The organism is Streptomyces sp. NPDC127177 (assembly GCF_042672475.1).
Lineage (GTDB): Bacteria > Actinomycetota > Actinomycetes > Streptomycetales > Streptomycetaceae > Streptomyces.
In genome coordinates, this window is sequence record NZ_JBHXUW010000036.1 from 43,779 (window position 1) to 67,353 (window position 23,575).

Consider the following 23,575-nt stretch of genomic DNA (forward strand, 5'->3'; position numbering starts at 1 on the left):
TCCTTTTAGCATGGTCATGCTCGCCCCCATCGTGAGTCCGGCTGCCGAGACCTTTCCCGGTCAACCTAATGCCCGTCCCGCCGGAGAACCCACAGCGGTGTCTCAGCCACCCGCGCACCCGCCGGTAACCCCCCGTGAACTCGCTCTTTACACGATCAAGACGCGCCCGGGCGCCCTTTTTTCCCAAGTTCGCTCGCATTGGGGATAGTGGTTCACTCACAACACGTAAAACAACCCTCTTATCGGGCTCCCCAATCAGCACATCGTGGGCTTAACTTAGGTGCCATGACCTCCCCCCGCTCCACCTACGGCGGCGGCTACTACGCCGCACCGTCGTTCCCCGACACTCCGATCTACGACTCGCTCGTCGCGGAGCGGGGCACCCCTCAGATCGCACCGATACGAGTGCCTGCCGCCTATGACACCGGCAACAGCTATCTGCCGGCGCTCCCGTCGGCCCTGCCGGCCCTTCCCGCGGCGCCTTCGCAGCCCGGCCCCGCGTACGGGTACCCGCAGCAACCGGCCCAGCAGGGCTACGCGCCGATGCAGCCCGCGCATCTGCAGCACGCCCCGGCGCCGTACATTCCGCAGCAGCCCGCCGCGGGCCGCGGCGGCTACGCGTCGCCGCAGCAACAGCAGCAACGGCCCGCGCCGGGCACGGGCTACGAGTCGATGCGTCCCGCGTCGCCGCGGCCGGCTCCGACGCAGTCACCGTACGAGGACCCCTACAACCGCCCGTACCAGGGCCGGGGATACTAGGGGCGCGCTGCGGCACGGTCGGCGGGCTGTCGGCGGAACGGGCGCATGCGCCATGCTGCACCCAGCGCCGTCCACACGTGTCCGGCAGGATCGCCGACGGCACACGCGACCGGCGGGATGGTGGTCGAGCCATGGGGACTCGATCGCGGCCCCGGCCGGATGCCGGCCAACACCGGCAGGACAGTCACGCGACGTCGGCAACTGCCCGTGCACAGGGGTCCGTCGCACCCCCTCGGCGTGACGGTGCCGGTCGGCGGGCGCAGGTGAACGCGGTTTCGGCCATGGAGGTCCCGGAACCGCGCAACACCACGGGCCCGACGCAGCCCGGATCGGGATTCCGGCGCGCACCCGGGCCGGGAACTCCTGCGGGCGGCCGGTGCGTTGGGCGGGGAGAAAACGCTCTCTCCCCGTCTTCTTCGCGCCACGCGGACCGCACCGTATCGGGTTGAGACGGATACGGAAGAGGGGTGCACGCTGTGCGAGCACTTTCGGGAGTCTGGCGCTGGCGGCACAACCCCCTGCGCCGTGCCACGGATCGGCACGAGGCATGGGTGGCCCTTGTCGCGTTCGTGCTGTTCGTGCTGGCGGCGCCCGCGATCGGCTGGGCCCTCGGGGCCCGCACCGACGACGCGTTGCAGCAATCCGTGCGGGCGCAGCAGGCCCGGTGCCACCTCACCACCGCCTTCGTGGTGCGCCGGGCCACAGGGACGCGGCACTTCGTGGCCGACCCCGAGATCTCCACCGACCGGTCGCCGCAGACCCTGGTGCTGGCCCGTTGGCGTGCTCCGGACGGCACGGCCCGCCACGCCACGGTGTCGACGTCCTCGCGCAACACCGCGGCCGGGGCCGAGCTGCGGATCTGGACCGACCGCGACGGCCGTCCCGTGCTGCGCCCGATGGACGCGCCGACCGCGCACACCCATGCGGCGCTGGCCGGGTTCGGCGCAGCGATGCTGGCCGCCCTGCTGATCGAGGCCGGACGGCGTCTGATCGTATGGCGCATGGTGCAACAGCGGTACGAGCGGCTCGACCGGGCATGGGCCAAGGCCGGTCCGGACTGGGGCCGGGCGGGCGCCGGCAGTTAGGCGCGTTCCGAAAGCAGCGCCGTCCGGGGGCGGGCCCCGCGGTGTCCGGTGCGCGCGATCGCAAGGCACGGAAGTGGCCTCGTAGCGGAGCTGCCAGGCCGTTTTCAATGCGCCGCGAGCATACGTGCCGGGCCCCGCGGGACAGGCGGGAGTTCCGAAACACGCCCCGGGAGGTGTCCGCCGGATCACCGCGGACACGCCCGGGGTGGGGCCCCGGAGCTGCTGATCGGGTCAACTCCCGCCCTCCGCGCGCGCTACGGTGGACCGGCCCGCCCGTCACTCCGGCAGGCGGACCCTGGATGGTCACTGCCGCGAGGCCGGTGAACCGGGCATCACACACGCACGAGGCGGGGGCACGACAGCGCCATGGCACAGGGCACGGTCCAGGTGACGCACACCGGCACATCGCGGTGGCGGCGCCGCACTGGCGAATACGCCTCCCTCACCGCGGCGCTGGAAGCGGCGGCGGACGGTGATGTGCTGACGGTCGCGCCGGGCACCTACCGGGAGAATCTGGTCATCGCCCGCGCGGTGACGCTGCGCGGCCCCGAGGGCTCACTCGGATCCGTCCGGATCGCACCCGTCGACGGCGTACCGCTGACTCTGCGGGCCTCCGCGGTCGTACAGGATCTGCATGTGGAGGGCCAGGACTCGGCGGCCCCCGCCCTGCTGATCGAGGAAGGCGCCCCGGACCTCGCGGACCTGCGGATCGTGACCCGCTCGGCCGCCGGGATCGAGGTGCGGGGTGCGGCACGGCCGACCGTGCGCCGCTGCACCGTCGACAATCCGGCCGGTGTCGGCATCGCCGTACTCGACGGCGCGGGCGGTGTGTTCGAGGAGTGCGAGATCGTCTCGGCCGGGCAGTCCGGCGTCTCGGTGCGCGACGGTGCGCACCCCCGGCTGGAGCGCTGCCGCGTCCACCACTCCTCCGGCGCGGGTCTGTCCGTCACGGGTGAGGGCAGCGGACTGGAGGCGGTCGGCTGCGAGATCTACGAGATCAAGGGCAGCGGGGTACAGGTGGCGGCCCGCGCCTCCGCCCACCTCACCGACTGCACGGTGCACCGTACGTCCGCGGACGGCGTCACCCTCGACACGGACGCCGTACTCACCCTGGCCGACTGCGACATCCACGACATCCCGGAGAACGCGGTGGATCTGCGTTCGCGCGCGGTCCTCACCCTGACCCGTTCCACGGTGCGCCGGTTCGGCCGCAACGGACTCTCGGTCTGGGACCCGGGCACCCGTGTCGACGCCAACCAGTGCGAGATACACGACAGCACGGGCGACTACCCGGCGGTCTGGGTCAGCGACGGGGCGACGGTGATACTGGACTCCTGCCGCGTCCACGACGTCCCGGACGCCATCTTCGTGCTCGACCGGGGCTCGCGCGCCGACGTCGTGGACAGCGATCTCTCCCAGGTCCGCAACACGGCGGTCTCCGTCAGCGACGGAGCGACGGCGCAGCTCGACGACTGCCGCATCCGGGAGGCCTCCACCGGCGCCTGGTTCCGTGACCACGGGAGCGGCGGCACGCTGAACAACTGCACCATCGACGCCGCGCAGACCGGCGTGATCGTCACCAAGGGCGCCGATCCGACGATCGAGCGCTGCACGGTCACCTCGCCCGCCGAGGCCGGCTTCTACGTGTCGGCCGAGGGCCGCGGCACCTTCCACGGCTGCCGGGTCACCGGCAGCGAGGGGTACGGCTTCCATGTGATGGACGGCTGCCGCACGACGCTCACCCGCTGCCGCACCGAGCGGTGCGCCCGCGGCGGTTACGAGTTCCCGGAGGGCGGCGCGCAGGGCGACGGGCCGGGTACCGGTCCGGTGGTGGAGGACTGCACCAGCGACGAGAGCGCGCTGCGCACCGCCACTCCCCCGGCGCCCGCGGTCCTGACGGCCACGCAGACGTCTCCGGGGCTGCTCGGCGGTGTCCCCGCGCCGCGCGCGGTCGAGCCCGCGGCCGCGGAGCCGCCGGCCGAGCCGGTGCGCACGTCCGGTGCGGTGCTGGGCGAACTGGACACACTGGTCGGCCTCGACAGCGTGAAGCGCGAGGTGCGCGCCCTCACCGACATGATCGAGGTGGGCAGGCGGCGGCAGCAGGCCGGTCTCAAGGCCGCCTCGGTCCGCCGCCACCTCGTCTTCACCGGCTCCCCCGGCACCGGAAAGACCACGGTGGCCCGGCTGTACGGCGAGATCCTGGCATCACTCGGCGTGCTGGAGCGGGGTCACCTGGTCGAGGTGTCCCGCGTCGACCTGGTCGGCGAGCACATCGGCTCGACCGCCATCCGTACCCAGGAGGCATTCGACCGGGCGCGCGGCGGGGTGCTGTTCGTCGACGAGGCGTACGCCCTGTCCCCCGAGGACTCCGGCCGGGACTTCGGCCGCGAGGCGATAGACACGCTCGTGAAGCTCATGGAGGACCACCGGGACGCGGTCGTCGTCATCGTCGCCGGGTACACCCATGAGATGGAGCGCTTCCTCACCGTGAACCCCGGTGTGGCGTCCCGGTTCTCACGGACCATCACCTTCAGCGACTACGAGCCGCAGGAACTGCTGCGGATCGTCGAGCAGCAGACCGAGGAGCAGGAGTACAGCCTGGCCTCCGGGACCGACGAGGCGTTGCTGAAGTACTTCACCGAGCTCCCCAAGGGGCCCGCCTTCGGCAACGGCCGCACCGCCCGTCAGACCTTCGAGTCGATGGTGGAGCGGCACGCGGGCCGGGTCGCCCAGCTCGCCGAGACGAGCACGGACGACCTCACCCTGCTGTATCCGGAGGACCTTCCGGAACTCCCTTGAGCTGCGCGCGGGGCTCGTCCGCCTGACGGGGAAGGAGCGGTTCGAGCCGCTCCAGGAGGGCGGCCCGTTCCTCGGCGAAGACCGGGTCGGCCTGGTAGTCGGAGTGGCCCAGGACCGGTTCCGGCAGCGGGTGTTCCGGGGTGCGGCCGTAGACCAGCGGGTCCTTCAGCGGGCCGCGGTCCACCTCGGGACCGGACTCCTCGCCGAGCCGGATCTCGCCGCCGATCGGGTCGGTGGCCCGCCACAGATTGCGCCAGCAGTGCACCGAGCGGTGCAGCCCGTGCAGTTGCGCGGGGCCGAAGTAGGCGGGGAACCAGCGCCCGTAGAGCCGCTCGATCGGTGAACCGTAGGTGAGCAGGGCGACCCTGCGGCGGGTCCCGGCGGGCAGTTGCCAGACGGCGGACGCAGCGAGGACGCTGCCCTGGGAGTGGCCCGAGATGACGAGCCTGCCACGGGTGCGCGCCGTCCAGCCGGACATGCGGGAGGCCAGGTCGGGGACGGCGCGCTCCGCGTAGCAGGGCGGCGCGAAGGGGTGTGCGGCGCGCGGCCAGAACGTACCGACGTCCCAGAGGATGCCGATGGTGCGCCGGGCGGAGGCGTCCCGGTAGGCGCGGCGTCCGCAGGTGACGAAGACCAGGAAGCCGAAGCCGATCATCCAGGAGCCGGTCGACTGTGCCGCCTCGGCCACCGATTCGATGAAGGGGCCGCTGCCGTCCATCGCCAGGCCGGGCACCTGTCCGCTCGCCCAGGCCCCGCCGACCGCCGCGGCGCCGAGCAGCAGGGTCGCGCCGGAGACCAGGCCGAGCATGCCGGGCGCGGAGTCGGTGAGCGCGGCCGTGGCCCGGGTCCGGGCGATCTGCTTGGTACGGGAGGGATCGGGTCGCTCCTCCTCGTACTCGGAGTCGACCACGGGCTCCAGCCGGCGGGCGGTGCGGTACGTGCGCACCCCGAGTGCGATGCCGGGGACCAGGAGCAGCACCAGCAGCACGGGGATGACGGAGGCCTGCCAGCTGAGCAGCACCGGCGGTCCGTCTATGACGGCGCTGCGGCCCATCCCGGGGCTGCCGGGGCCGTCGAGCCAGTCGGCGACCCGCTGGGCCACCCCGCCGGTCATGACGCCGCCGAGCGCGCAGGCGAGCATGGCCACGGCGGGGCCGCCGAGTCCGCGCATCACGGTGCGCGGTTCGGGGCTGCGCCGGTACAGGGTCCACGCCACCGCGGCGAGGAGGACGACGAGGGCGCCCTGGGCGAGTGTGACGAGGCGGAACGTGATGTCGCCGGGGAGCGTGCCCGACGAGACCCAGCCGGGGCGCGACCAGGCGGCGTGCAGCGAGGCGAGGACGAGCAGGATCAGGGCGGCCCCGGGCAGATAGGTGATGACGGCGCGGTCGAGCCGGTTGTCGAGGCGCCGCTCGCTCCGGCCGCGCCGGCAGACGACCCAGAGCACCACGAGCATCCCCAGGACGAGCAGCGCCTCGATCACCCGGCCGTACACCGCGGGGACCGGCCCCGCCGCGGCACGGTCGTGCCGGGCCGCGGCGCCCGCGACGGAGGCGGTGACGGTCAGGAACCCGGCGGCGGTGTGGGCGGCTCGAAGCCGGGCGACGAGCCGTCGTCCGAACCAGAACCCGGGGCGTCCGAGCGCGGGGCGCAGAGGTGCGGCGGGAGCGGACCCCGCCCCGGGGGCCGATTCCGGTTCGTCGTCGCCCGGGTCCGTGCCGGTCAGCGGGCGCTGGGACTCGTAGGCGCTCCAGGTGCGGTTGGACAGGTACCAGAGCAGCCCGACCAGGGCGGCCGGCACCAGCGCGGCGAGCGCGAGCCTGCGGCCCGGCTGGGACCACCAGCCGCCCTGTGCCGCGGAGAGGAATCCGAGCCAGGACCGCTGGTCGGAGCAGTCCGGCACACCGGCACACTGCCAGGCCGTCAGGTCGAGCGCGACCTCGCAGGCAGCTGCGGTCAGCAGGACGGTGAGGCTCAGTGCGAGAAGCCGGACGAGCGCGCCGTAGAGCCGGATGGTCCGGGGGCGGCCGGTGGCGGCGGGGCGCATCCAGTGGGCGAGGTTGATCACCATGAACGGGAGCAGCAGGAGCCACAGCGCCCGGGAGCCGTTGCCGGATGTGAGGTTGGACCAGCAGTACGCCTCGGCGATGGGCCGGTCCCGGTAGTCCTCGGGGTGCGCTTCCGCGTCGACGTCGTCGGAGCGCCGGTATATGGCGGCGGTGGCGTCCCCGGTGACCCGGACCGTACGCGGGTCGACGAGCATCTCCTGTGGGGTGGTCCCGCCCACACCGTGGACCAGCAGTTCCAGCGCTGGCCCGGTGCTCTGCGGGGCCTGGGTGGCAGGTGGCACTGGGGTGACTCGCTCTCGAAGGGGGAAGGCGGCTGATGTCCGGTCACCAGAATCCCGGGTGGGCGACGGTGTCCGTGCCTCTCTCACCGAATCTCCCCAGTGCGGCGCCCCGCGACACCGCGTGGCAGGATGAGCCCGTCCGAACGGACTCCTGTACGGCCAGAGGGAAGGAACGGACCCGGCGTTGAGCGAGAATCAGAATCTGCTCGCGGAGCAGCGGCGTGCGCTGATCCTCGACGAGGTACGCCGGCGCGGCGGGGTCAGGGTCAATGAGCTGACCCGGAAACTGAGCGTCTCCGACATGACCGTCCGCCGGGACCTGGACGCGCTGGCCCGGCAGGGTGTCATCGAGAAGGTGCACGGCGGCGCCGTACCGGTGGTCGAGGCGAGTACGCACGAGCCCGGTTTCGAGGCGAAGTCGACGCTGGAGCTGACCGCCAAGGAGGACATCGCTCAGGCGGCCGCCGCGATGGCCGTGCCCGGCAGCGCGATCGCGCTCTCCGGCGGCACCACGACGTATGCGCTGGCCCAGCATCTGCTGGACGTACCGGACTTGACGGTGGTGACGAACTCGGTGCGGGTCGCCGATGTGTTCCACTCGGCACAGCGTCCGGGATCGCCGGGCGCCCGGCCGGGTGCCGCGACCGTGGTGCTCACCGGCGGGGTGCGGACGCCGTCCGACTCGCTGGTCGGCCCGGTCGCCGACCAGGCGATCGTCTCGCTCCACTTCGACGTGCTCTTCCTCGGTGTGCACGGGATCTCGGTGGAGGCAGGCCTGTCCACGCCGAATCTGGCGGAGGCGGAGACCAACCGCCGCTTCGTCCAGTCGGCGCGCCGCGTGGTGGTGGTCGCCGACCACACCAAGTGGGGGACGGTGGGGCTGAGTTCGTTCGCCACACTGGAGCAGGTGGATACGTTCGTCACGGACGCGGGCCTGGCCCAGGAGGCCCGGGAGGAGATCGAGGAGCACCTGCCCGGTCTGGTCGTGGCGGGCCGGGACGCGGGCGGCGAGCCCGCGCAGGGCTGAGCCGCGGTTCCGCTCAGCGGGCGTCGGGGCCGCCACGCTCTAGGATCGTGCTGTGGCCGTCTTCCGGATCGAGCGCTTCACCCCTCTGCCCGCAGCCGAGTCCTGGCGCCGGGTGACGGACTGGGAACGGCACGCCGCGCATGTCCCGCTGACGACGATCACGGTGCCCACGGGACTGCCGACCCGGACCGGGACGGTCTTCGTGGCGCGTACCGGGGTCGGTCCGCTGGCGTTCGACGATCCGATGGAAGTGGTCCGCTGGTCGCCTCCGTCGGGCAGCCGGGCCGGGATGTGCCGGCTGGAGAAGCGTGGCCGGGTGGTGCTGGGCCGGGCGTCGATCGATGTGTATCCCACCCATGCCGGCTCCCATGTGGTGTGGGTGGAGGAGCTGAGTGTCCGGCTGCTGCCGAGGTGGGGCGACCCGCTGATCTCAGGAACGGGCCGGCGGGTCTTCGGCCGGGTACTCGACTCCATGCTGGACCGGCCGGCGCAGCCGTACCGGTGACCGGGAGCGGGATGCGCGCGGGCACTTCGAGCAGGTGATGTGACCGTCACACCATCGAGTCGTTTGTCGGTGTGACGGTTTCCGCCTCTGGCTCGGAAGGCCCCGAATTCATGCCGATCCACCAACCGCAGCAGCGGTCCTCCGGCAGCAGCGAACGCCCCGGCGTCCCGCAGGCCGAGGCCGCGCTCGTGGAGCACTATCCGCGTCTCGTCCGGCTCGCCTATCTGGTGCTGCCGCCGGCCCTCGGCCGGCACCGCAGGGTGCTGGCCGCGCACGCGGCGGTGCAGCGGGCACTGCCCGGGGCCCGTACGGCGCCCGAGGCGCCGGCTGCCGCCCGGGTACCGGCACAGACCCGCGGGACCGCGCGCAGGCCCGCTCCGGGCGGCGGTGCCCCGTCCGCGTACGCCTGGGTGCGGCTGCGGGTGCTGCGCAGCGCGCTGGCCCACGAGCGGCGGCCCCGCTGGTGGCCGGAGCGGCTGCCTGCACCCGCCACGCTGCGTCCCTCGCTCCCGGCCGTCTGGGGTCTGCGGCTGTTCCCACGGGCCGGCGGGGCGGCGGAACTGGCGCTGGACCAGGCGCTGTCGGCGGTTCCGGCGGCTGTACGGGCGGCGTTCGCGCTGCGCCTGCTGGAAGAGCTGGAGGACCCCGAGGCGCAGTCACTGCTGGCGCGGGCGGGCGCCGCTGACCCGGCGGGGGCGGTACGGGCGGCCGGTCGGCTGGGGACGGCCGACGGTGCGGGCGCCGACGCGTTGCTGCGCTCCGGGGAGTTCGACCCGTGCGTGCTCCAGACTCGCCCGAGCGATCTGCTGCGGCGCAGGCACCGGATGCGGGTGGTGGCGGGTGTCGCCGCACTGTGCGTGGTGGCGGGCGGGGTGGTCGCGCTGGCCAGGGACGACTCGGCGGTCCGTCCCCCCGACGGCGCAGCCGGGCGGGGCGTCTCCGCCCCCGCTCTCGATCCGGCGGCGCTGTTGCGTACCGCCGCCGAGGAGTGGGCGGACACCTCGCGCGTCGACTTCACCGCGTGGCCGGCCCGCGGTGACCGCACCGACGACCGGGAACTGCTCGGCCGGGCGCTGCGCGCGTGGGGCCGTACCCCGCAGGACGTGGCCGTCTCGACGACGCCCGGGACGCTGCCGGTGCCCCCGTCCCAGCCGCCCAGGCTGCTGTACGCGGGTGAGGTCGACGGCGCCGCCGTGGTGCTGTTCCACGACGGCGGGGTGCGGGTGGTGCGCTACGCGGAGCCGCTGTCCGGGCCCGGCACTCCCGCGCTGGACTTCGCCCGGACCGATGACGCGGATGTGACGACGGGCGCGGCCGTGGTCGTCAGCCGCAGCGCGGACCGTGCCCGCTTCCTGCTGGCGCCCTGGATCTCGCAGACCACGACGCGCGATCTGCTGAGGCCGGACACCGCGGCGAGTGCGCTGAAGGTGGGGGCGGACGGCGTCACCGCCGCCGTTCCGCGCCCGTCGCCCGCCGGCAGCTGTGACTCCTGGCCGGTCATGCAGCTGCGGTCCTCCGAGCGCATCGTGGAGAAGCACGCGTTCCTCGTCACCGACCTCGGCGATCTGACACCGGCCCATCTGACGTTCACGCCGAAGCCGGGCGGCGGCGCGCCCGCACGGCAGCCGAGGGAGGCCACCGGCACTCCCGCGCTGCTGAGCTGGGCACGCACGGCGTGCTCACTGCAGGCGCTGCGTGGCACCGGCGTCCGCGCGGTCAACAACTGGGACTTCGCCGAGCAGCGCCTCCCGGAGAGCGGCTCCCGGGCCCAGTGGGTCTGCACCCGGGCCGACACCTGGCGGGGTCCGGGACGCGTTCTGGTGCAGTTCCTGGGCCCCGACCCGTCTCCCACCGCGCCGGCGACCGTGGTGGGCGACGAGAGCGACACCGCGCTGTGCAGCAGGTTCGGACAGCACGTCCTGGCGGGAACCCACTGGAAGGCCTCATCCGGACAGTGGTACGTGCTGGCGGCGGGGAGCCGTGCGGTGAGCCGGATCGAGGCGACCGGGGCGGTCCGCGAATCGGCGGAGGGCACGACGCTCGCGGTGCGGGCGCCGCAAGACGCCCCGGTGGAGCTGACGGCCCGGCTGCGGGAGGGCGGTTCGCTCACGGCGGTGCGCTGACCGGTCCGGCGTCCATGGGTGGTCCGTCGTCGCCGCACCGACGACATCTGACGGCCCGACAGCTAGGGTGAGCCGCGGTCCGTCCGCCGCCGACCGCACGGGAGGTGCGTTCCATGGCACGCCGACTCCGCTCCGTGGACCTCGACTTCGTCGAGACCGCTGCACTGCGACTGGTCTTCACCGCCGAGGTCTCCGCGCCGCCGGATGCCGTGTACCGCGCGCTGGCCGACGATGTCGAGGGCTGGCCCGACTGGTTCACGCAGGTGGCGGCGGCGCGGCCGGCCGACGACGGCGCGGGGCGCGTGGTGCGGCTGCGGGGCGGGATCGCGTTCCGGGAGACGGTCGTCGCGGCGGAGCCCGGCCTGCGGTACGCCTACCGGGTCGACGAGTCCAACGCGCCCGGCGTGCAAGCCCTGTTGGAGGAGTGGCTGCTGACCCCCGCCGGTACCGGAACCCGGGTTCGCTGGACCTTCGCCACTGACGGTTCGCCGCTGTTCCGGTTCGCGTTGCGAGGGGCGCGGCCGGTACTGGGCAGGTCGTTCCGGGACGCGGTGCGCAATCTCGGCCGTCGGCTGTCCACGGCCGCGGCCTGAGCCGGCCGTTCAGACCGTACTCACCTGTCCGCCGGGCCAGTTGCCGCTCTCCAGGAAGTGGTCGATGGTCCGGGTGTACGGGGCGATGTCCAGACCCTGTGCGGCCAGCCAGGAGTCCGAGTAGTACTTGTCGAGATAGCGGTCGCCCGGATCGCAGATCAGGGTGACGATGCTGCCCGTGACGCCCTGCGCGAGCATCTCGGCGACCAGTTTGAACGCACTCCACAATCCCGTCCCGGTGGAACCGCCCGCCTTGCGGCCGATGGACCGCTCCAGGGCGCGGACGGCCGCGACACTGGCCGCGTCCGGGACCTTCATCATCCGGTCGATGGCTCCCGGGACGAAACTCGGCTCCATCCGCGGTCGGCCGATTCCCTCGATGCGGGAGCCGCAGTCGCTGGTGGCGTCGGGATCGTGGCGGGTCCAGCCGTCGAAGAAACAGGAGTTCTCCGGGTCGGGCACACAGATCCGGGTGTCGTGCTGCATGTAGTGCACGTACCGCGCGATGGTCGCCGAGGTGCCGCCGGTGCCCGCGGTGGCGACGATCCAGGCGGGTTCGGGGTACCGCTCCAGCCTCAACTGCTGGTAGATCGACTCCGCGATGTTGTTGTTGCCCCGCCAGTCCGTGGCCCGCTCGGCGTAGGTGAACTGGTCCATGTAGTGGCCGCCGGACTCCGCGGCGAGCGCGGCGGACTCCTCGTAGAGCCTGCGCGAGTCGTCGACGAAGTGGCAGCGTCCGCCGTGGAATTCGATGAGCCGGCACTTCTCGAGGCTGGTGGTGCGGGGCATCACGGCGATGAAGGGCACCCCGATCAGCTTGGCGAAGTACGCCTCCGAGACGGCGGTCGAGCCGCTCGACGCCTCGATCACCGGCTTTCCGGGCCGGATCCAGCCGTTGCAGAGCCCGTAGAGGAAGAGCGAGCGCGCCAGCCGGTGCTTGAGACTGCCGGTGGGATGCGTCGACTCGTCCTTGAGGTAGAGGTCGATGCCCCAGCTCTCGGGCAGCGGGAAGCGCAGCAGATGGGTGTCGGCCGAGCGGTTGGCATCGGCCTGGACCTTGCGGACGGCCTCCTTGAGCCAGGCCCGGTACGCCAGGTCGGTGCGGTCGACGTCGACGGTCGCCACGGCTTCGCCTTCGTGTCTGTGCTCACTCGTGTCCATCAGCGCGCTTCTCCTCGTACGACCGGTCCGGGCGCGCTCCACGATATGCCCCCTACCTGGGCAAACATTGCCTTTGATGCTCCATAGCGCTGCCTTGGTGTTGCGGGCGGGGCGCCTGGGGCCGGTCCCGCCGCCCAATGCGCCATTGCGCCCCTTTACGGTCTGGTGCGACGGCTCCCGGATGTGCACACTTTCCCTGGGGGCGTGACGAAGGGGGCGAAGGGGCCATGTCCGAAACGGAGTTCAGCGAGACGGGCGTACGGATCGACCGGTGGGCGCGTTCGCTCACCCGGGCCGGGCAGGTGACCGTGAAGGACGGCCGGCTGGCACTGCTGACCAGTTACGGCCGGGAGATCGACAGCGCACCGGTGGGCACGGTGAGCGCGGGCAGACCGTGGTTCTCGGGTGGGGACGCGACCGTGGCGCGGGTCAACGGGACGCGGTACCGGCTGACGATGCCGCGGCGCGCGGGGAAGCCGGACGACGCCGGGCCCGTGCGCCGTTTCCTCGACGCGCTGCGCGGCGCGGGCGCCAAGCGGGGCTGACCGGGCGGCGCGGCGGCGGCACCGCGAGTTGCGGAGCCGTATCCCCTGAGCGACATTGGGAACACGTCACTCATGGTTTACCGGCGGTGACACTGAGATCCAGGCCGCCGGCCCGGAATCAGCAGCCAGCCAACTGCTGGATCCGTCCCTTCGTCTTCTTCCGGACCTATTTCGGGGAGTCGCAGCCGTGATCAGCGAGCCAAGCAGGCACTGCACGGTGGAGCTCCAGGCCCTGCCGTCGCGGATCGGTCAGGTCCGCAGAATCATCTCGGCGCAGTTGCGCTACTGGCATCTCGATCCCTTGATCGACCAGGCAGCGCTAGGCGTCACGGAACTGCTGACCAATGTCCACCGGCATGCACAGCCGGACAAATCATGCACCGTCGAGATCGAGTTGCTGCTCGAACGGCTGACGGTGTCCGTCCATGACCACGACCCACGGCTGCCGACCGTGCGCGAGGCCGACGACTCCAGTACGTCTGGGCGCGGACTCGCACTGATTGCCGCGGTCAGCGAGAGCTGGGGTGTCCGCCCCCGGGGCGGTGCCGGGAAGATCGTCTGGTTCACCCTTCCGACACCCTCCCTGTTCGCCGCCCTGCCGCCGCATTCGGTGTACGGGGCGACGACCGACGGACCGTTCGACCTGAGCGGCATCATGTCGCCGGAGGGTTCAGCACCCTCGGCGGCGCGGTCCGTGGTGGTCGGCTGACACATCGGGAGCGGGGCGCCCCACCGGGCGCCCCGCTCCCGCCCGTCGGCCCCGGGCGGCGCTCGCGGTGACGACGGCTGCGGTCATGCCGCGCTGTCCCTCCCCCGGGCGCCGAACTGCTCGTCGAGCACGGAGAGCCGCCGCCAGTACTCGTCCTCGTCGATCTCCCCGGCGGCGAAGCGCCGCCCGAGCATCGCGATGGGTGAGGCTCCGGTGGGGCCGCCCTGGATCGGCCGGCCCTGCCGGGGGCCGCCGTGTCCGCGCCAGACCGTGCGGCGCAGGACCGTGACGACGGTGATGACGACGGCTGCCCAGACGAGCGGGAAGAGGAGGACCCACGGTCCGGGTCCACCGTCGAAGGCCAGGGTGTTCATCTCGGTCAGCTCCTCGGTTCAGGGTGGTCGTTCACGTTCTCCTGTCGCTTCCGAGCCTGCCTTCGGGGAGGGGCCGCGTCGTCGTACGGCCGGCGGCAGTACGCGTACCCCCCGGGGAGTAGCCGGTCCCCGTCGGTCCGTGATTCCCCGGTTTCTGTACCTACTAGTATGTACAGTGACGTCATGAGCACTCCGGACCGTCTGATCGCAGCCACTCAGGAGCTCCTGTGGGAGCGCGGCTATGTGGGTACGAGCCCCAAGGCCATCCAGCAGCAAGCGGGTGCGGGCCAGGGCAGCATGTACCACCACTTCGACGGCAAGCCCGATCTGGCGCTCACCGCCATTCGGCGCACGGCCGCCGGAATGCGTGAGACGGCCGCCCGCACCTTCGACTCCCCCGGTTCGGCCTACGAGCGGATCTCGGGCTACCTGCTGCGTGAGCGCGATGTCCTGCGCGGCTGCCCGGTCGGGCGGCTGACGATGGACCCGGAGGTCGTCGCGAGCGACGAACTGCGGGCACCGGTCGACGAGACGATCGCGTGGCTGCGCGGCAGACTGGCCGCGATCGTCCAGGAGGGCCAGGACGAGGGGGAGTTCGCCCGCACCCTGGCTCCGGACGACATAGCGGCGACGATCGTCGCGACGGTGCAGGGTGGCTATGTGCTGGCCCGCGCCTCGGGTTCGACGCAGGCGTTCGACGCAGCCGTCCGCGGGCTGCTCGCCCTGCTCGGACCCTCTCCGGTCGGGCGGACCCGGGGCGTGTCGTAGAACAGCGCCCCTCCCCGAACGAAGGCCGCCCACCGGCGGCCCCTACGCAAGCACCCGATCACCCGAGGAGCTCTTCTCCCGTGCGTATCACCAGGAACCGCCCCGACACCCGCTCCGGACCTGCCGGGCACTTCAACGGCAGCGTCTGGCTCGACGAGGTCGCGGCGCCCGAACCCCCCTCCCGGCTGGGGGTGTTCAGCGTCCACTTCGCACCGGGCGGCCACACCTCCTGGCACACCCACCCGCACGGGCAGGTCCTGCACGTCACCGAGGGCGAGGGCCTGGTGCAGCGCAGGGGCGGTCCGGTCGAGACGATCCGGGCGGGTGACACCGTGTGGATCGAGCCGGACGAGTGGCACTGGCACGGCGCCACGCCGCGCACCTTCATGACTCATCTCGCCCTCGTCGAAGCGGCCGAGGACGGCGCCACCATCCACTGGCACACCGACGCCGGTGTCTCCGACTACCCGGCGGCCTGAGGAGCGGACGATGCATGCCATGCAGTACGAGATCACTCTGCCCGCCGATTACGACATGGGCATCATCCGCGAACGGGTGGAGACCAAGGGCCATCTCCTGGACGACTTCCCCGGACTCGGTCTCAAGGCCTTCCTGATCCGGGAGCGCGGCGAGGACTCACCGGTCAACCAGTACGCGCCGTTCTATCTGTGGTCGCGGCCCGAGGGTATGAACTCCTTCCTCTGGGGACCCGGATTCCAGGGCATCGTGCAGGACTTCGGGCGGCCAGACGTACACCACTGGACCGGGCTGTCGTACGAGGAGGGCCCCTCGTCCGCCGCGCTCCCCCGCACGGCCATCCGTCTGCGCGCGCCCGTTCCGGCATCGGCCGCTCCGGCGGACGCGATCGGCGCCGCGCTGGAGGAGAGCCGGCGGCTCGCGAAGACGCCCGGCGCGGTCGCCACGGCCCTTGCCGTCGACCCCGGGCACTGGGAGCTGGTCCACTTCACCCTCTGGGACCACCCCGCCCCCCAGGAGCCCGGTGAGCGCTTCGAAGTGCTCCACCTCAGCGAGCCGGGCCGCGCCGGTCTCGGGGAGGGACGTCTGTGGTAGCCACCGTCCGTACCGTTCTCGGCGACATCCCGGCCGACGAGCTCGGCGTGTGCGACGCCCACGACCACCTCTTCCTGCGCAGCCCGGTGCTACCGGGGCAGGAACTGGACGATCCAGGTGACGCCGCCGACCGGCTACGGGCCTTCCGGGCGCTGGGTGGCGGCGCGGTGGTGCAGTGGACGCCGTACGGGATGGGACGCGGCGCCGCGTCACTGGCCGGGCTGTCCCGCACGACGGGCACGCACGTGGTGGCGGCGACCGGGCTCCACCAGGCGGTGCACTACCCGCCCGAACTGCTCAACCGGATCCGGGAGGACCTCGCCTCGCTCTTCGTCACGGAGCTGACCCGAGGCATCGGCTCCACAGGGGTACGGGCGGGCCTGATCAAGGTCGCCGGCGCCTTCCACACGGTCGACGCGCACGCCCGCCTCACCATGACGGCGGCGGCCGGGGCGCATCACCGCACCGGCGCGCCCATCGCCGTCCATCTGGAGCTGGGCACCGCCGCGGCCGATGTGCTCGACCTGCTGTGCGGCGAACTGGGCGTCGCACCGCACCGGGTGATCCTCGGGCACCTCGGACGGTCGCCGGACAGTGCCACGCAGCTGGCAGCGGCCGGGGCGGGGGCCTTCCTCGCGTTCGACGGCCCCTCGCGGGCGCACCATGCGACGGACTGGCGGCTGCCCGAGGAACTGGCGGCGCTGGCCGAAGCGGGGTTCGGCGGACAACTGCTGCTGGGCGGTGACACCACCGTGCCGGAGACGCCTGGCATGCCGCACCTGCTGCGCGGGCTGCGCCCCCGGCTGGAGGAGACCCTGGGGGCCGAGGCCGTCAACGCGGCGCTGGTCGGCAACCCGGCGCGGGCGTTCGCGTTCGAACCGGTGCGGGACGCCTGACCCAGGCGGAAGTGGCCGGCGCAGCCGCCGGATGCCTCCTCAGGCGAGTGCGCCCAGCGGGTCGTCCAGCACGGGCTGCCAGGCCAGCTCCGCCGCCCCGACCAGGCTGTTGTGGTCGAGGGTGCAGGGCAGGATCGGCACACTGCCGCTGCGCCCCCACAGACTGCGGTCGGCGACCACGGCCCGCAGCCGTTCCGGGTCGGCGTCGAGCAGCGCGCGGTGCAGGCCGCCGAGGATGATCCGGTCCGGGTTGAGGATGTTGACCAGACCGGCGAGACCGAGGCCGAGCCGGTCGATCAGTTCCTCGGCGGCGGTGCGCACCGCCAGGTCCTCGTACTCGTTGCGCAGCAGGTCACCGGACTGCTTGAGGAGTGACTCCTCGGGGCCGGGCGCGCGTCCGGCGGCCGTGAGGAAGGCGAGCGGATCCGTCTCGACGTCGAGACAGCCACGGCCGCCGCAGTGGCAGGGCCGGCCCTCCGGGTTCACCGTGAGATGGCCGACCTCCAGAGCCAGTCCCGAACTCCCGCTGTGCAGGCGACCGTCCAGGACGAGCGCCCCGCCGACACCACGGTGACCGGTGGCCACGCAGAGCAGGTGCTGGGCGCCGCGCCCGGCCCCGTGCCGGTGCTCGGCGAGTGCGGCGAGGTTGACGTCGTTACCGGTGAACGCCGGTCCGGCGATGCCCGCTTCGCGCACGCATGTGGCGAAGATCTCGCGGACCGGGGCGCCCGCGGGCCAGGCGATGTGGAGGGGGTTGAGGGCGGTGCCCTCCGGTTCGGCGACCGCGGACGGCACGGCGAGTCCCGCGCCCACGCACCTCAGCCCGCTGTCCCGCAGCAACCGGGCGCAGTCGTCCACGACTTCCCCGATGACCTGCGCGGGATCCGCCGTGATGGTGACGCAGCCGGGCGCGGTCGCCACGAGCCGGCCGCCCAGGCCGACCAGTGCCGCCCGGAAGCCGTCCGCGTGGACCTGGGCGGCCACGGCCACCGGCCCGGACTCCCGCACGGCCAGCCGGTGCGAGGGGCGGCCCTGCGAGCCCGCGGCGGAACCGGGGCTGGAGTCCACCCTGATCAGGCCGAGCGCCTCCAGTTCCGCCGCGACCGCACCCGCGGTGGCACGGGTGACACCGAGCTCGGAGGTGAGGACGGCACGGGTGGGCGCACGTCCGGTATGGACCAGTTCCAACGCGGGCCCGAGCGCGCTGCGGCCCCTCTCCAACTTCGTCCGGGTGGTGGTCACCTTGCCGTTCATGGGGGCGAGTCTCCCATGATCCGGAGGTGTTGCCGACGCGCCGGTGGCCGGGTTCCGCCACCGCGCCGCCCGTCTTGCGCCCGTTGTCCACGGACCCCTATGCTGACTTTGTGCCGCAACTAAACAAACTGCGGACGGCTCTGCCGGGGGGACCGGGCGGCAACACCGCCCCACCCTCGTTCTCCCGCCTCCGTACCGCGCTGACCGTGTTCTTCGCCCTCGACGGGTTCCTCTTCGCCGGCTGGGTGGTCCGTATCCCGGCCATCAAGCACCAGACCGGCGCATCGGCCGCCACCCTCGGCCTCGCACTCCTCGGCGTATCCGCCGGTGCCGTCATCACCATGATGCTCACCGGCCGGCTCTGCCACCGGTTCGGCAGCCACCCGGTGACCGTGGTCTGCGGAGTACTGCTGTCCCTCAGCATCGCGCTGCCCGCCCGGACGCACTCGGCACTCGCGCTCGGCCTCGTTCTCCTGGTGTTCGGCGCCGCGTACGGCGGGATGAACGTGGCGATGAACAGCGCGGCGGTGGATCTGGTCGCCGCCCTGCGACGCCCCGTGATGCCCAGTTTCCACGCTGCGTTCAGCCTCGGCGGCATGATCGGAGCCGGACTCGGCGGGCTGGTCGCCGGCGGTCTCTCACCATCGGCGCACCTCCTGATCCTGACCGGAATCGGACTGCTCGTGACCGCCGTCGCGGGCCCCGTACTGCTACGGCACACCGTCGCGAAGCCCGCGGCGAGCACGGCCGCTCGCACGGAGCGCCCCGGGCGCCTGGACGGCCGGGCACGCCGTGTGGTGCTCCTCTTCGGCATGATCGCGCTCTGCACCGCGTACGGCGAGGGCGCACTCGCGGACTGGGGCGCCCTCCACCTGGAACAGGACCTGCACGCCCACCCGGGGATCGCGGCGGCCGGCTACTCGCTGTTCGCCCTCGCCATGACGGCGGGCAGGCTCAGCGGTACGGCGCTGCTCGAACGGCTCGGCCAGACCCGGACCCTGGTCGCGGGCGGCGGTACGGCGGCGGCGGGCATGCTGCTCGGTTCGCTCGCCCCGACCACCTGGCTCGCGCTTATCGGATTCGCCGTCACCGGGCTCGGCCTGGCCAACATCTTCCCGGTGGCGGTCGGCAGGGCGGGCGAACTGGCCGGCCCCGGTGGAGTGGCCGCGGCCTCGACGCTCGGTTACGGCGGCATGCTGCTCGGACCGCCGGCGATCGGCTTCCTCACCGACTGGCTCTCGCTGCCCGCCGCCCTCACCACGGTGGCGCTGCTGGCCGCCGCCGCGGCGGCCCTGGGATACGCCGCCCGGAACGTACGCACAGGGGCGAGTGAGTAGGCGTACTCAGGCAGAAACGGTTCCCCGGACGCACGATGGAGGAGTCAGCCACCAACGGGGAGCACACGATGAACAAGCCGGTCATGAGCAGCCAGCACCTCCGCGCGATCGCGCGCCTCACCTTCGCCAACACCGCCTCACTGATCTACCTGGGCGCGGTGGTGGCCACTGCGGTGTTCGTCACCGTGGACACGCTGTTCGTCGCCCACGAGGACGCCTCGTTCGCCGGGGTCTGGCTCTTCTTCCTGGCGGCTCCGACCGTGTTCCTCTTCCTCGTCGGCGGTTCGATGTGGGGCGCCGAGACGGGCGGTCCCGACTGGTACGTCTATCTGGCCCTCGTGGTGTCCGTGCTGGTGCAGTCGTTCGTCCTCGGCTGGTTCGTACGCCTGCTGCGCGGCGCCGGGGGCCGGACGCGATCGGCCCACGCCCAGGGCGCCTGACCACTGGCACAATCCCTGCCATGGAGATCGCGGAGCACATCAACTCACTGTCCGCCGAGGGCCGGTTGCTGGCGCGGGCAGCCCAGGAGGCCGGCACCGGGGCACCGGTACCGACCTGCCCGGGCTGGCAGGTCAGGGACCTGCTCCGGCACACCGCGATGGTCCACACCTGGGCGACCGCATTCGTGGCCGAGGGTCACACCGAGTACGTCCCCGACGCCGGGGAGCCCGACCTGGACGGGCCCGAACTCCTCGACCGGTTCCGGGAAGGGCACCGCCGGCTGGTCGCCGCCCTGCACGGCGCCCCGCCCGAGGTGGAGTGCTGGACCTTCTTCGCCGCGCCGTCGCCGCTCGCCTTCTGGGCGCGGCGGCAGGCGCACGAGACCACGATGCACCGGGTCGACGCCGAGTCCGCGCGCGGCGGCGCGCTGTCACCCGTGGCGGCGGCGCACGCGGTGGACGGTGTCGACGAACTGCTCCTCGGGTTCCACACCCGCCCGAGGAGCAGGGTGCGCACCGGGGAACCGCGCACCCTGCGGGTGAGGGCCACGGACACCGGCACGGTGTGGAGCGTACGGCTCTCGGCAGAGCCGCCGCGCGCCGTACGCGGGACGAGCGCCACGGCGGACGGCGCAGTGGACTGCGAGTTGAGCGGCACGGCCCAGGACCTCTACCTCACGCTCTGGAACCGACTGCCGCTCACCGCCCTCACCGTGGCCGGGGACCAGGGCATCGCCCGGCACTGGCGCGAGAACTCCGCGGTCACCTGGTCATGAGCAGGGCCACCCGCCCATGAGGCGGGCGGCGTTGTTCCGGCGGCGCGAACGCGTCCTGCTGGCTACCCTTCCGGAATGTCCGATCAAGAGAAATTCCGACGCCAGTCCGCCCGTGTGGTGCTGATCGACGACAGGGACCGGATCCTTCTGCTGAAGTCCTATACCGACCCCGCCGACCCTGCGGCCGGCCACACCTGGTGGACACCCGGCGGAGGTGTGGAGGACGGCGAGAGCCTGTCCGAGGCGGCCGCCCGGGAACTGCGCGAGGAGACGGGGCTGTCCGTCGACGCGGCGGCTCTCGGGCCGAAGATCGCGGAAGCTTCCGGATACGCGGCACTCAGCTGGGCCGAGGGCGTGTTCCGGGACAACTTCTTCCACCACCGGGTCGCCTCCCACCACGTCGATGTCAGCGGGCAGGAGGAGCATGAACGATCCCACCACGCCGGGCACCGTTGGTGGGCGGTGGACGAGCTCGCCGCCGCCGGCGGCGAACTCATCCTGCCGCTCGGTCTGGCGGGGCTGGCCGCCGAACTCGTCGCGGGCCGTGTCCCCGCCCGGCCGGTCCAACTGCCCTGGCACCACTGACCGCCCGGGACACCGGTGCCGCGACGCGCCCGCGCACGGGCGGGGTTGTCCACCGGTCATCGAGCCTGTGACACTTCGGACATGGGAGACCGGAGCCAGGCCGAACGGGACGCCATGACCGTGGAGATCGGATTCGCCGTGCTGACCGGAGCCCTGATGGCCGCCGGCGCGTTCGTCGCGGTCCGGGTCCCCACCATGCTCCTGGTGCCGCACGACGGCGTGCGGTCCGTGATGTTCGTCGTCGCGACCGCCACGGCCGGGCTGGTCTTCATGGGACGCGTCATCGACGTCCTGTGGCGGTTCGGCAGCCGCGACACCGCAGCCGAGATCGGGCGCACGGGCGGCCCTGGACTGCCGGATCAGCCCAGCCAGCCGGGCCGAACCAGCCCCGACTCGTAGGCCCGCACGACCAGTTGGGCCCGGTCGCGAGCGCCCAGCTTCACCATCGTGCGGCTGACGTGGGTCTTCGCCGTGAGCGGGCTGACAACGAGCCGGCGGGCGATCTCCTCATTGGACAGCCCTATGCCGACCAGGGCCATCACCTCGCGTTCCCGTTCCGTCAGTTCGTCCAGCTCCGTCGCCGCCGCGGGTTCCTTGGAGCGGGCGGCGAACTCGGCGATGAGGCGCCGGGTGACGCCCGGGGACAGCAGTGCGTCACCTGCGACCACCGCCCGGACGGCCCGCAACAGCTCGTCCGGTTCGGTGTCCTTGACCAGGAAGCCGGAGGCTCCGGAGCGGATCGCCTCGAAGACGTACTCGTCGAGTTCGAAGGTGGTGAGCATGACCACCCTGACCTCGTGCAGCGCGGGGTCCCCGGTGATGGCGCGGGTCGCCGCGAGGCCGTCGAGACGCGGCATCCGGATGTCCATCAGCACGGTGTCCGGCCGCAGTTCGCGCACCAGGCGTACGGCCTCCGCGCCGTCGGCGGCCTCGCCCACCACCGCGATGTCCGGCTGGGCGTCCAGGAGGGCCCGGAAGCCGGCCCGGACCAGCAACTGGTCGTCGGCGAGCAGTACACGGATCACGGTGTCTCCTTCTGGTGCGGCGTCCCGCCGGTTTCGTCGGCCGGCAGCGGAAGTCCGGCGCGCACCCGGAAGCCTCCGCCGGGACGGGTACCCGCCTCGATCGTGCCACCCAACGCCGCGGCCCGCTCCCGCATGCCGGCCAGTCCGTTGCCGCTGCCGCCCGCGTCCGTGCCGGTGGCGGGCCCCTCGTCGTCGATGCGGAGCCGGATGCGGTCCGGCTCGTAACCGATCGCGACCTCAGCGGTGCGCGAACCGGAGTGCCGCACCACGTTGGTCAGCGCCTCCTGCACGATCCGGAACGCGGCCAGGTCCGCGCCGGGCGGCACGGCACCGCGTGCGCCGTCCGTCGTGACGGTGACGGTCAGTCCGGTGCTCGCGGCCTGCTCGACCAGTTCGGGCAGCCGGTCGAGCCCGGGCGCCGGCGCCCTCGGCGCGTCGCCGGGGGTACGCAGTGTGTCGAGGACCTGCCGCACCTCGCCGAGCGCCTCCTTGCTGGCGGCCTTGATGGTGGTGAGCGCCGAACGGGCCTGTTCCGGGTCGGAGTCGAGGAGTGCGAGACCGACACCGGCCTGTACGTTGATCACGGAGATGCTGTGCGCCAGGACGTCGTGGAGTTCGCGGGCCATCCGCAGGCGTTCCTCGTCGGCCCGCCGTTTCTCGGCAGCCGCCCGTTCCGTCCGCTGGGCGGCCCACTGCTCCCGTCGTACGCGGACGAACTCCGCGGCGGCGACGATGGCCACCACCCAGGCGGCAACCCCCACCTCCTGCCCCCAGGGCGGGGCCGCGTCGCCGGAGGGAGGCAGCCAGCGGTAGAGCCAGTGGGCGACCAGGATGTGCCCCACCCACACCATGCCGACAGCCGACCACGCGGCCCGGCGGTGACCGGAGACGACGGCGCTGAAGCAGCCCACCGCGACGGCCAGGAAGACCGGACCGTACGGGTAGCCGGCCCCGAGGTAGACCGTCGCCGCGCCCGAACTGACGAAGACGGCCACGACGGGGTGGCGGCGACGCAGCAGCAGCACCGCAACGGCGACGAGGAGGAGCAGCCGGGCGAACAGGTCCAGCGGCGCCTTGTCGCCGAGCTGGCCGCGGGCAGCGATGTCGGAGCCGACCAGGACGACGACGCCGAGCAGCAGGGTCGACGGCCAGGGCAGCCGGGCGGCCGGCCGCCGCTGCGCCCCGGTCAGCCAGCGCGGCGGACCGTCGTGGTTCCGAAGCCCGCCGGGGCCACCGGGCCGGGGCCCTCTGCCGTCCGGTTCCGCTCGTGCCCACGGCCGGCGCCGCGGCGGTCCGCCCTGCTCACCAGGGGGGCCGCCGCTTGCCTGTGAGCGCTGCTCTTCCATGGCGGCCACGCTAGACCGCGCACCACCGCCCGGGCGTCCGCCGGGCG

General features: G+C 72.7%; 24 protein-coding genes. 18 read left to right on the forward strand and 6 right to left on the reverse strand.

Translation table 11 applies throughout. The features are described from left to right. Window positions 1–285: 285 nt before the first annotated feature. The 3 genes from ACFVJX_RS22345 (at window position 286) to ACFVJX_RS22355 (ending at window position 4,643) form a co-directional block, all read left to right on the forward strand. Entirely contained in the window at window positions 286–759 is a 474-nt protein-coding gene (locus ACFVJX_RS22345) for a DUF6643 family protein (protein ID WP_384128996.1), read from the forward strand. Window positions 760–1,235: 476 nt separating this feature from the next. After that, a complete protein-coding gene (locus tag ACFVJX_RS22350) occupies window positions 1,236–1,844 on the forward strand; it encodes a hypothetical protein (protein ID WP_384128999.1) in 609 nt (202 codons plus the stop codon). 366 nt (window positions 1,845–2,210) lie between these two features. Continuing rightward, the gene (locus ACFVJX_RS22355) at window positions 2,211–4,643 is read left to right on the forward strand and encodes a right-handed parallel beta-helix repeat-containing protein (protein WP_384129106.1); all 2,433 of its coding nucleotides are present in this window, start codon (window positions 2,211–2,213) and stop codon (window positions 4,641–4,643) included. On the opposite strand, the gene ACFVJX_RS22360 is transcribed toward ACFVJX_RS22355, so the two are convergent. Further along, window positions 4,603–6,993, reverse strand: coding sequence for a hypothetical protein (locus ACFVJX_RS22360; RefSeq protein ID WP_384129109.1), 2,391 nt, complete (start codon window positions 6,991–6,993; stop codon window positions 4,603–4,605). The genes ACFVJX_RS22355 and ACFVJX_RS22360 overlap by 41 nt on opposite strands. Before the next feature lie 184 nt (window positions 6,994–7,177). Here ACFVJX_RS22360 and ACFVJX_RS22365 point away from each other — a divergent pair, with 184 nt between their 5' ends. The 4 genes from ACFVJX_RS22365 (at window position 7,178) to ACFVJX_RS22380 (ending at window position 11,241) form a co-directional block, all read left to right on the forward strand. Beyond that, on the forward strand, window positions 7,178–8,020 hold the full coding sequence (locus ACFVJX_RS22365) for a DeoR/GlpR family DNA-binding transcription regulator (RefSeq protein ID WP_384129002.1): 843 nt from the start codon (window positions 7,178–7,180) through the stop codon (window positions 8,018–8,020). Between the two features lie 52 nt (window positions 8,021–8,072). Then, complete coding sequence (locus tag ACFVJX_RS22370) at window positions 8,073–8,525, forward strand: SRPBCC family protein (protein ID WP_384129005.1); 453 nt, start codon at window positions 8,073–8,075, stop codon at window positions 8,523–8,525. A 110-nt stretch (window positions 8,526–8,635) separates the two neighbouring features. After that, a complete protein-coding gene (locus ACFVJX_RS22375) occupies window positions 8,636–10,648 on the forward strand; it encodes a hypothetical protein (RefSeq protein WP_384129008.1) in 2,013 nt (670 codons plus the stop codon). A 113-nt stretch (window positions 10,649–10,761) separates the two neighbouring features. Then, window positions 10,762–11,241, forward strand: coding sequence for an SRPBCC family protein (locus ACFVJX_RS22380; protein WP_384129010.1), 480 nt, complete (start codon window positions 10,762–10,764; stop codon window positions 11,239–11,241). 9 nt (window positions 11,242–11,250) lie between these two features. Here the strand turns inward: ACFVJX_RS22380 and ACFVJX_RS22385 are convergent, their stop codons facing one another. After that, window positions 11,251–12,402 (reverse strand): PLP-dependent cysteine synthase family protein, encoded by a 1,152-nt coding sequence (locus ACFVJX_RS22385; RefSeq protein WP_384129013.1) that lies wholly within the window; start codon window positions 12,400–12,402, stop codon window positions 11,251–11,253. A gap of 227 nt (window positions 12,403–12,629) precedes the next feature. Between ACFVJX_RS22385 and ACFVJX_RS22390 the strand changes: the two genes are divergently transcribed. Then, window positions 12,630–12,947, forward strand: a complete 318-nt coding sequence (locus ACFVJX_RS22390; RefSeq protein ID WP_384129016.1) for a hypothetical protein — start codon at window positions 12,630–12,632, stop codon at window positions 12,945–12,947. 187 nt (window positions 12,948–13,134) lie between these two features. Next, window positions 13,135–13,656 (forward strand): ATP-binding protein, encoded by a 522-nt coding sequence (locus ACFVJX_RS22395; RefSeq protein WP_384129019.1) that lies wholly within the window; start codon window positions 13,135–13,137, stop codon window positions 13,654–13,656. Window positions 13,657–13,739: 83 nt separating this feature from the next. Here the strand turns inward: ACFVJX_RS22395 and ACFVJX_RS22400 are convergent, their stop codons facing one another. Continuing rightward, a complete protein-coding gene (locus ACFVJX_RS22400) occupies window positions 13,740–14,030 on the reverse strand; it encodes an SHOCT domain-containing protein (protein ID WP_384129022.1) in 291 nt (96 codons plus the stop codon). A gap of 183 nt (window positions 14,031–14,213) precedes the next feature. On the opposite strand from ACFVJX_RS22400, the gene ACFVJX_RS22405 reads away from it, so the two are divergent. From ACFVJX_RS22405 to ACFVJX_RS22420, 4 genes are all read left to right on the forward strand, one after another. Continuing rightward, window positions 14,214–14,798 (forward strand): TetR/AcrR family transcriptional regulator, encoded by a 585-nt coding sequence (locus tag ACFVJX_RS22405; RefSeq protein ID WP_384129025.1) that lies wholly within the window; start codon window positions 14,214–14,216, stop codon window positions 14,796–14,798. 80 nt (window positions 14,799–14,878) lie between these two features. Further along, on the forward strand, window positions 14,879–15,277 hold the full coding sequence (locus tag ACFVJX_RS22410) for a cupin domain-containing protein (RefSeq protein WP_384129028.1): 399 nt from the start codon (window positions 14,879–14,881) through the stop codon (window positions 15,275–15,277). 10 nt (window positions 15,278–15,287) lie between these two features. Then, window positions 15,288–15,869 (forward strand): DUF4865 family protein, encoded by a 582-nt coding sequence (locus ACFVJX_RS22415; RefSeq protein WP_384129031.1) that lies wholly within the window; start codon window positions 15,288–15,290, stop codon window positions 15,867–15,869. Continuing rightward, the gene (locus ACFVJX_RS22420) at window positions 15,863–16,765 is read left to right on the forward strand and encodes a phosphotriesterase (RefSeq protein WP_384129034.1); all 903 of its coding nucleotides are present in this window, start codon (window positions 15,863–15,865) and stop codon (window positions 16,763–16,765) included. The genes ACFVJX_RS22415 and ACFVJX_RS22420 overlap by 7 nt, the downstream gene beginning before the upstream one ends. A 39-nt stretch (window positions 16,766–16,804) precedes the next feature. Here the strand turns inward: ACFVJX_RS22420 and ACFVJX_RS22425 are convergent, their stop codons facing one another. Next, a complete protein-coding gene (locus tag ACFVJX_RS22425; RefSeq protein ID WP_384129036.1) occupies window positions 16,805–18,019 on the reverse strand; it encodes an ROK family protein in 1,215 nt (404 codons plus the stop codon). A gap of 110 nt (window positions 18,020–18,129) precedes the next feature. On the opposite strand from ACFVJX_RS22425, the gene ACFVJX_RS22430 reads away from it, so the two are divergent. The 5 genes from ACFVJX_RS22430 to ACFVJX_RS22450 all read left to right on the forward strand — a co-directional run bounded on the left by ACFVJX_RS22430 (window position 18,130) and on the right by ACFVJX_RS22450 (window position 21,556). Next, window positions 18,130–19,356 (forward strand): MFS transporter, encoded by a 1,227-nt coding sequence (locus ACFVJX_RS22430; protein ID WP_384129039.1) that lies wholly within the window; start codon window positions 18,130–18,132, stop codon window positions 19,354–19,356. 68 nt (window positions 19,357–19,424) lie between these two features. Beyond that, window positions 19,425–19,796, forward strand: coding sequence for an SCO4225 family membrane protein (locus ACFVJX_RS22435; protein ID WP_384129042.1), 372 nt, complete (start codon window positions 19,425–19,427; stop codon window positions 19,794–19,796). Window positions 19,797–19,816: 20 nt separating this feature from the next. Beyond that, complete coding sequence (locus tag ACFVJX_RS22440) at window positions 19,817–20,572, forward strand: maleylpyruvate isomerase family mycothiol-dependent enzyme (protein WP_384129045.1); 756 nt, start codon at window positions 19,817–19,819, stop codon at window positions 20,570–20,572. A gap of 75 nt (window positions 20,573–20,647) precedes the next feature. Further along, window positions 20,648–21,157 carry an NUDIX hydrolase gene (locus tag ACFVJX_RS22445; protein ID WP_384129048.1) on the forward strand — a complete coding sequence of 170 codons (510 nt, stop codon included), beginning with the start codon at window positions 20,648–20,650 and terminating at the stop codon, window positions 21,155–21,157. Between the two features lie 81 nt (window positions 21,158–21,238). After that, the gene (locus tag ACFVJX_RS22450) at window positions 21,239–21,556 is read left to right on the forward strand and encodes a DUF6332 family protein (RefSeq protein ID WP_384129051.1); all 318 of its coding nucleotides are present in this window, start codon (window positions 21,239–21,241) and stop codon (window positions 21,554–21,556) included. Here the strand turns inward: ACFVJX_RS22450 and ACFVJX_RS22455 are convergent. After that, complete coding sequence (locus ACFVJX_RS22455; RefSeq protein ID WP_384129053.1) at window positions 21,517–22,182, reverse strand: response regulator; 666 nt, start codon at window positions 22,180–22,182, stop codon at window positions 21,517–21,519. The genes ACFVJX_RS22450 and ACFVJX_RS22455 overlap by 40 nt on opposite strands. Continuing rightward, a complete protein-coding gene (locus ACFVJX_RS22460; protein WP_384129056.1) occupies window positions 22,179–23,528 on the reverse strand; it encodes a sensor histidine kinase in 1,350 nt (449 codons plus the stop codon). The genes ACFVJX_RS22455 and ACFVJX_RS22460 overlap by 4 nt, the downstream gene beginning before the upstream one ends. Window positions 23,529–23,575 lie beyond the last annotated feature (47 nt).

Excerpts from the sequence above, each read along its gene's own strand:
- ACFVJX_RS22345 (WP_384128996.1), top strand. The coding sequence starts at position 286 with ATGACCTCCCCCCGCTCCACCTACGGCGGCGGCTACTACGCCGCACCG.
- ACFVJX_RS22355 (WP_384129106.1), top strand. The coding sequence starts at position 2,211 with ATGGCACAGGGCACGGTCCAGGTGACGCACACCGGCACATCGCGGTGG.
- ACFVJX_RS22375 (WP_384129008.1), top strand. The coding sequence starts at position 8,636 with ATGCCGATCCACCAACCGCAGCAGCGGTCCTCCGGCAGCAGCGAACGC.
- ACFVJX_RS22380 (WP_384129010.1), top strand. The coding sequence starts at position 10,762 with ATGGCACGCCGACTCCGCTCCGTGGACCTCGACTTCGTCGAGACCGCT.
- ACFVJX_RS22385 (WP_384129013.1), bottom strand. The coding sequence starts at position 12,402 with ATGGACACGAGTGAGCACAGACACGAAGGCGAAGCCGTGGCGACCGTC.
- ACFVJX_RS22390 (WP_384129016.1), top strand. The coding sequence starts at position 12,630 with ATGTCCGAAACGGAGTTCAGCGAGACGGGCGTACGGATCGACCGGTGG.
- ACFVJX_RS22400 (WP_384129022.1), bottom strand. The coding sequence starts at position 14,030 with ATGAACACCCTGGCCTTCGACGGTGGACCCGGACCGTGGGTCCTCCTC.
- ACFVJX_RS22405 (WP_384129025.1), top strand. The coding sequence starts at position 14,214 with ATGAGCACTCCGGACCGTCTGATCGCAGCCACTCAGGAGCTCCTGTGG.
- ACFVJX_RS22415 (WP_384129031.1), top strand. The coding sequence starts at position 15,288 with ATGCATGCCATGCAGTACGAGATCACTCTGCCCGCCGATTACGACATG.
- ACFVJX_RS22425 (WP_384129036.1), bottom strand. The coding sequence starts at position 18,019 with ATGAACGGCAAGGTGACCACCACCCGGACGAAGTTGGAGAGGGGCCGC.
- ACFVJX_RS22435 (WP_384129042.1), top strand. The coding sequence starts at position 19,425 with ATGAACAAGCCGGTCATGAGCAGCCAGCACCTCCGCGCGATCGCGCGC.
- ACFVJX_RS22440 (WP_384129045.1), top strand. The coding sequence starts at position 19,817 with ATGGAGATCGCGGAGCACATCAACTCACTGTCCGCCGAGGGCCGGTTG.
- ACFVJX_RS22445 (WP_384129048.1), top strand. The coding sequence starts at position 20,648 with ATGTCCGATCAAGAGAAATTCCGACGCCAGTCCGCCCGTGTGGTGCTG.
- ACFVJX_RS22450 (WP_384129051.1), top strand. The coding sequence starts at position 21,239 with ATGGGAGACCGGAGCCAGGCCGAACGGGACGCCATGACCGTGGAGATC.
- ACFVJX_RS22460 (WP_384129056.1), bottom strand. The coding sequence starts at position 23,528 with ATGGAAGAGCAGCGCTCACAGGCAAGCGGCGGCCCCCCTGGTGAGCAG.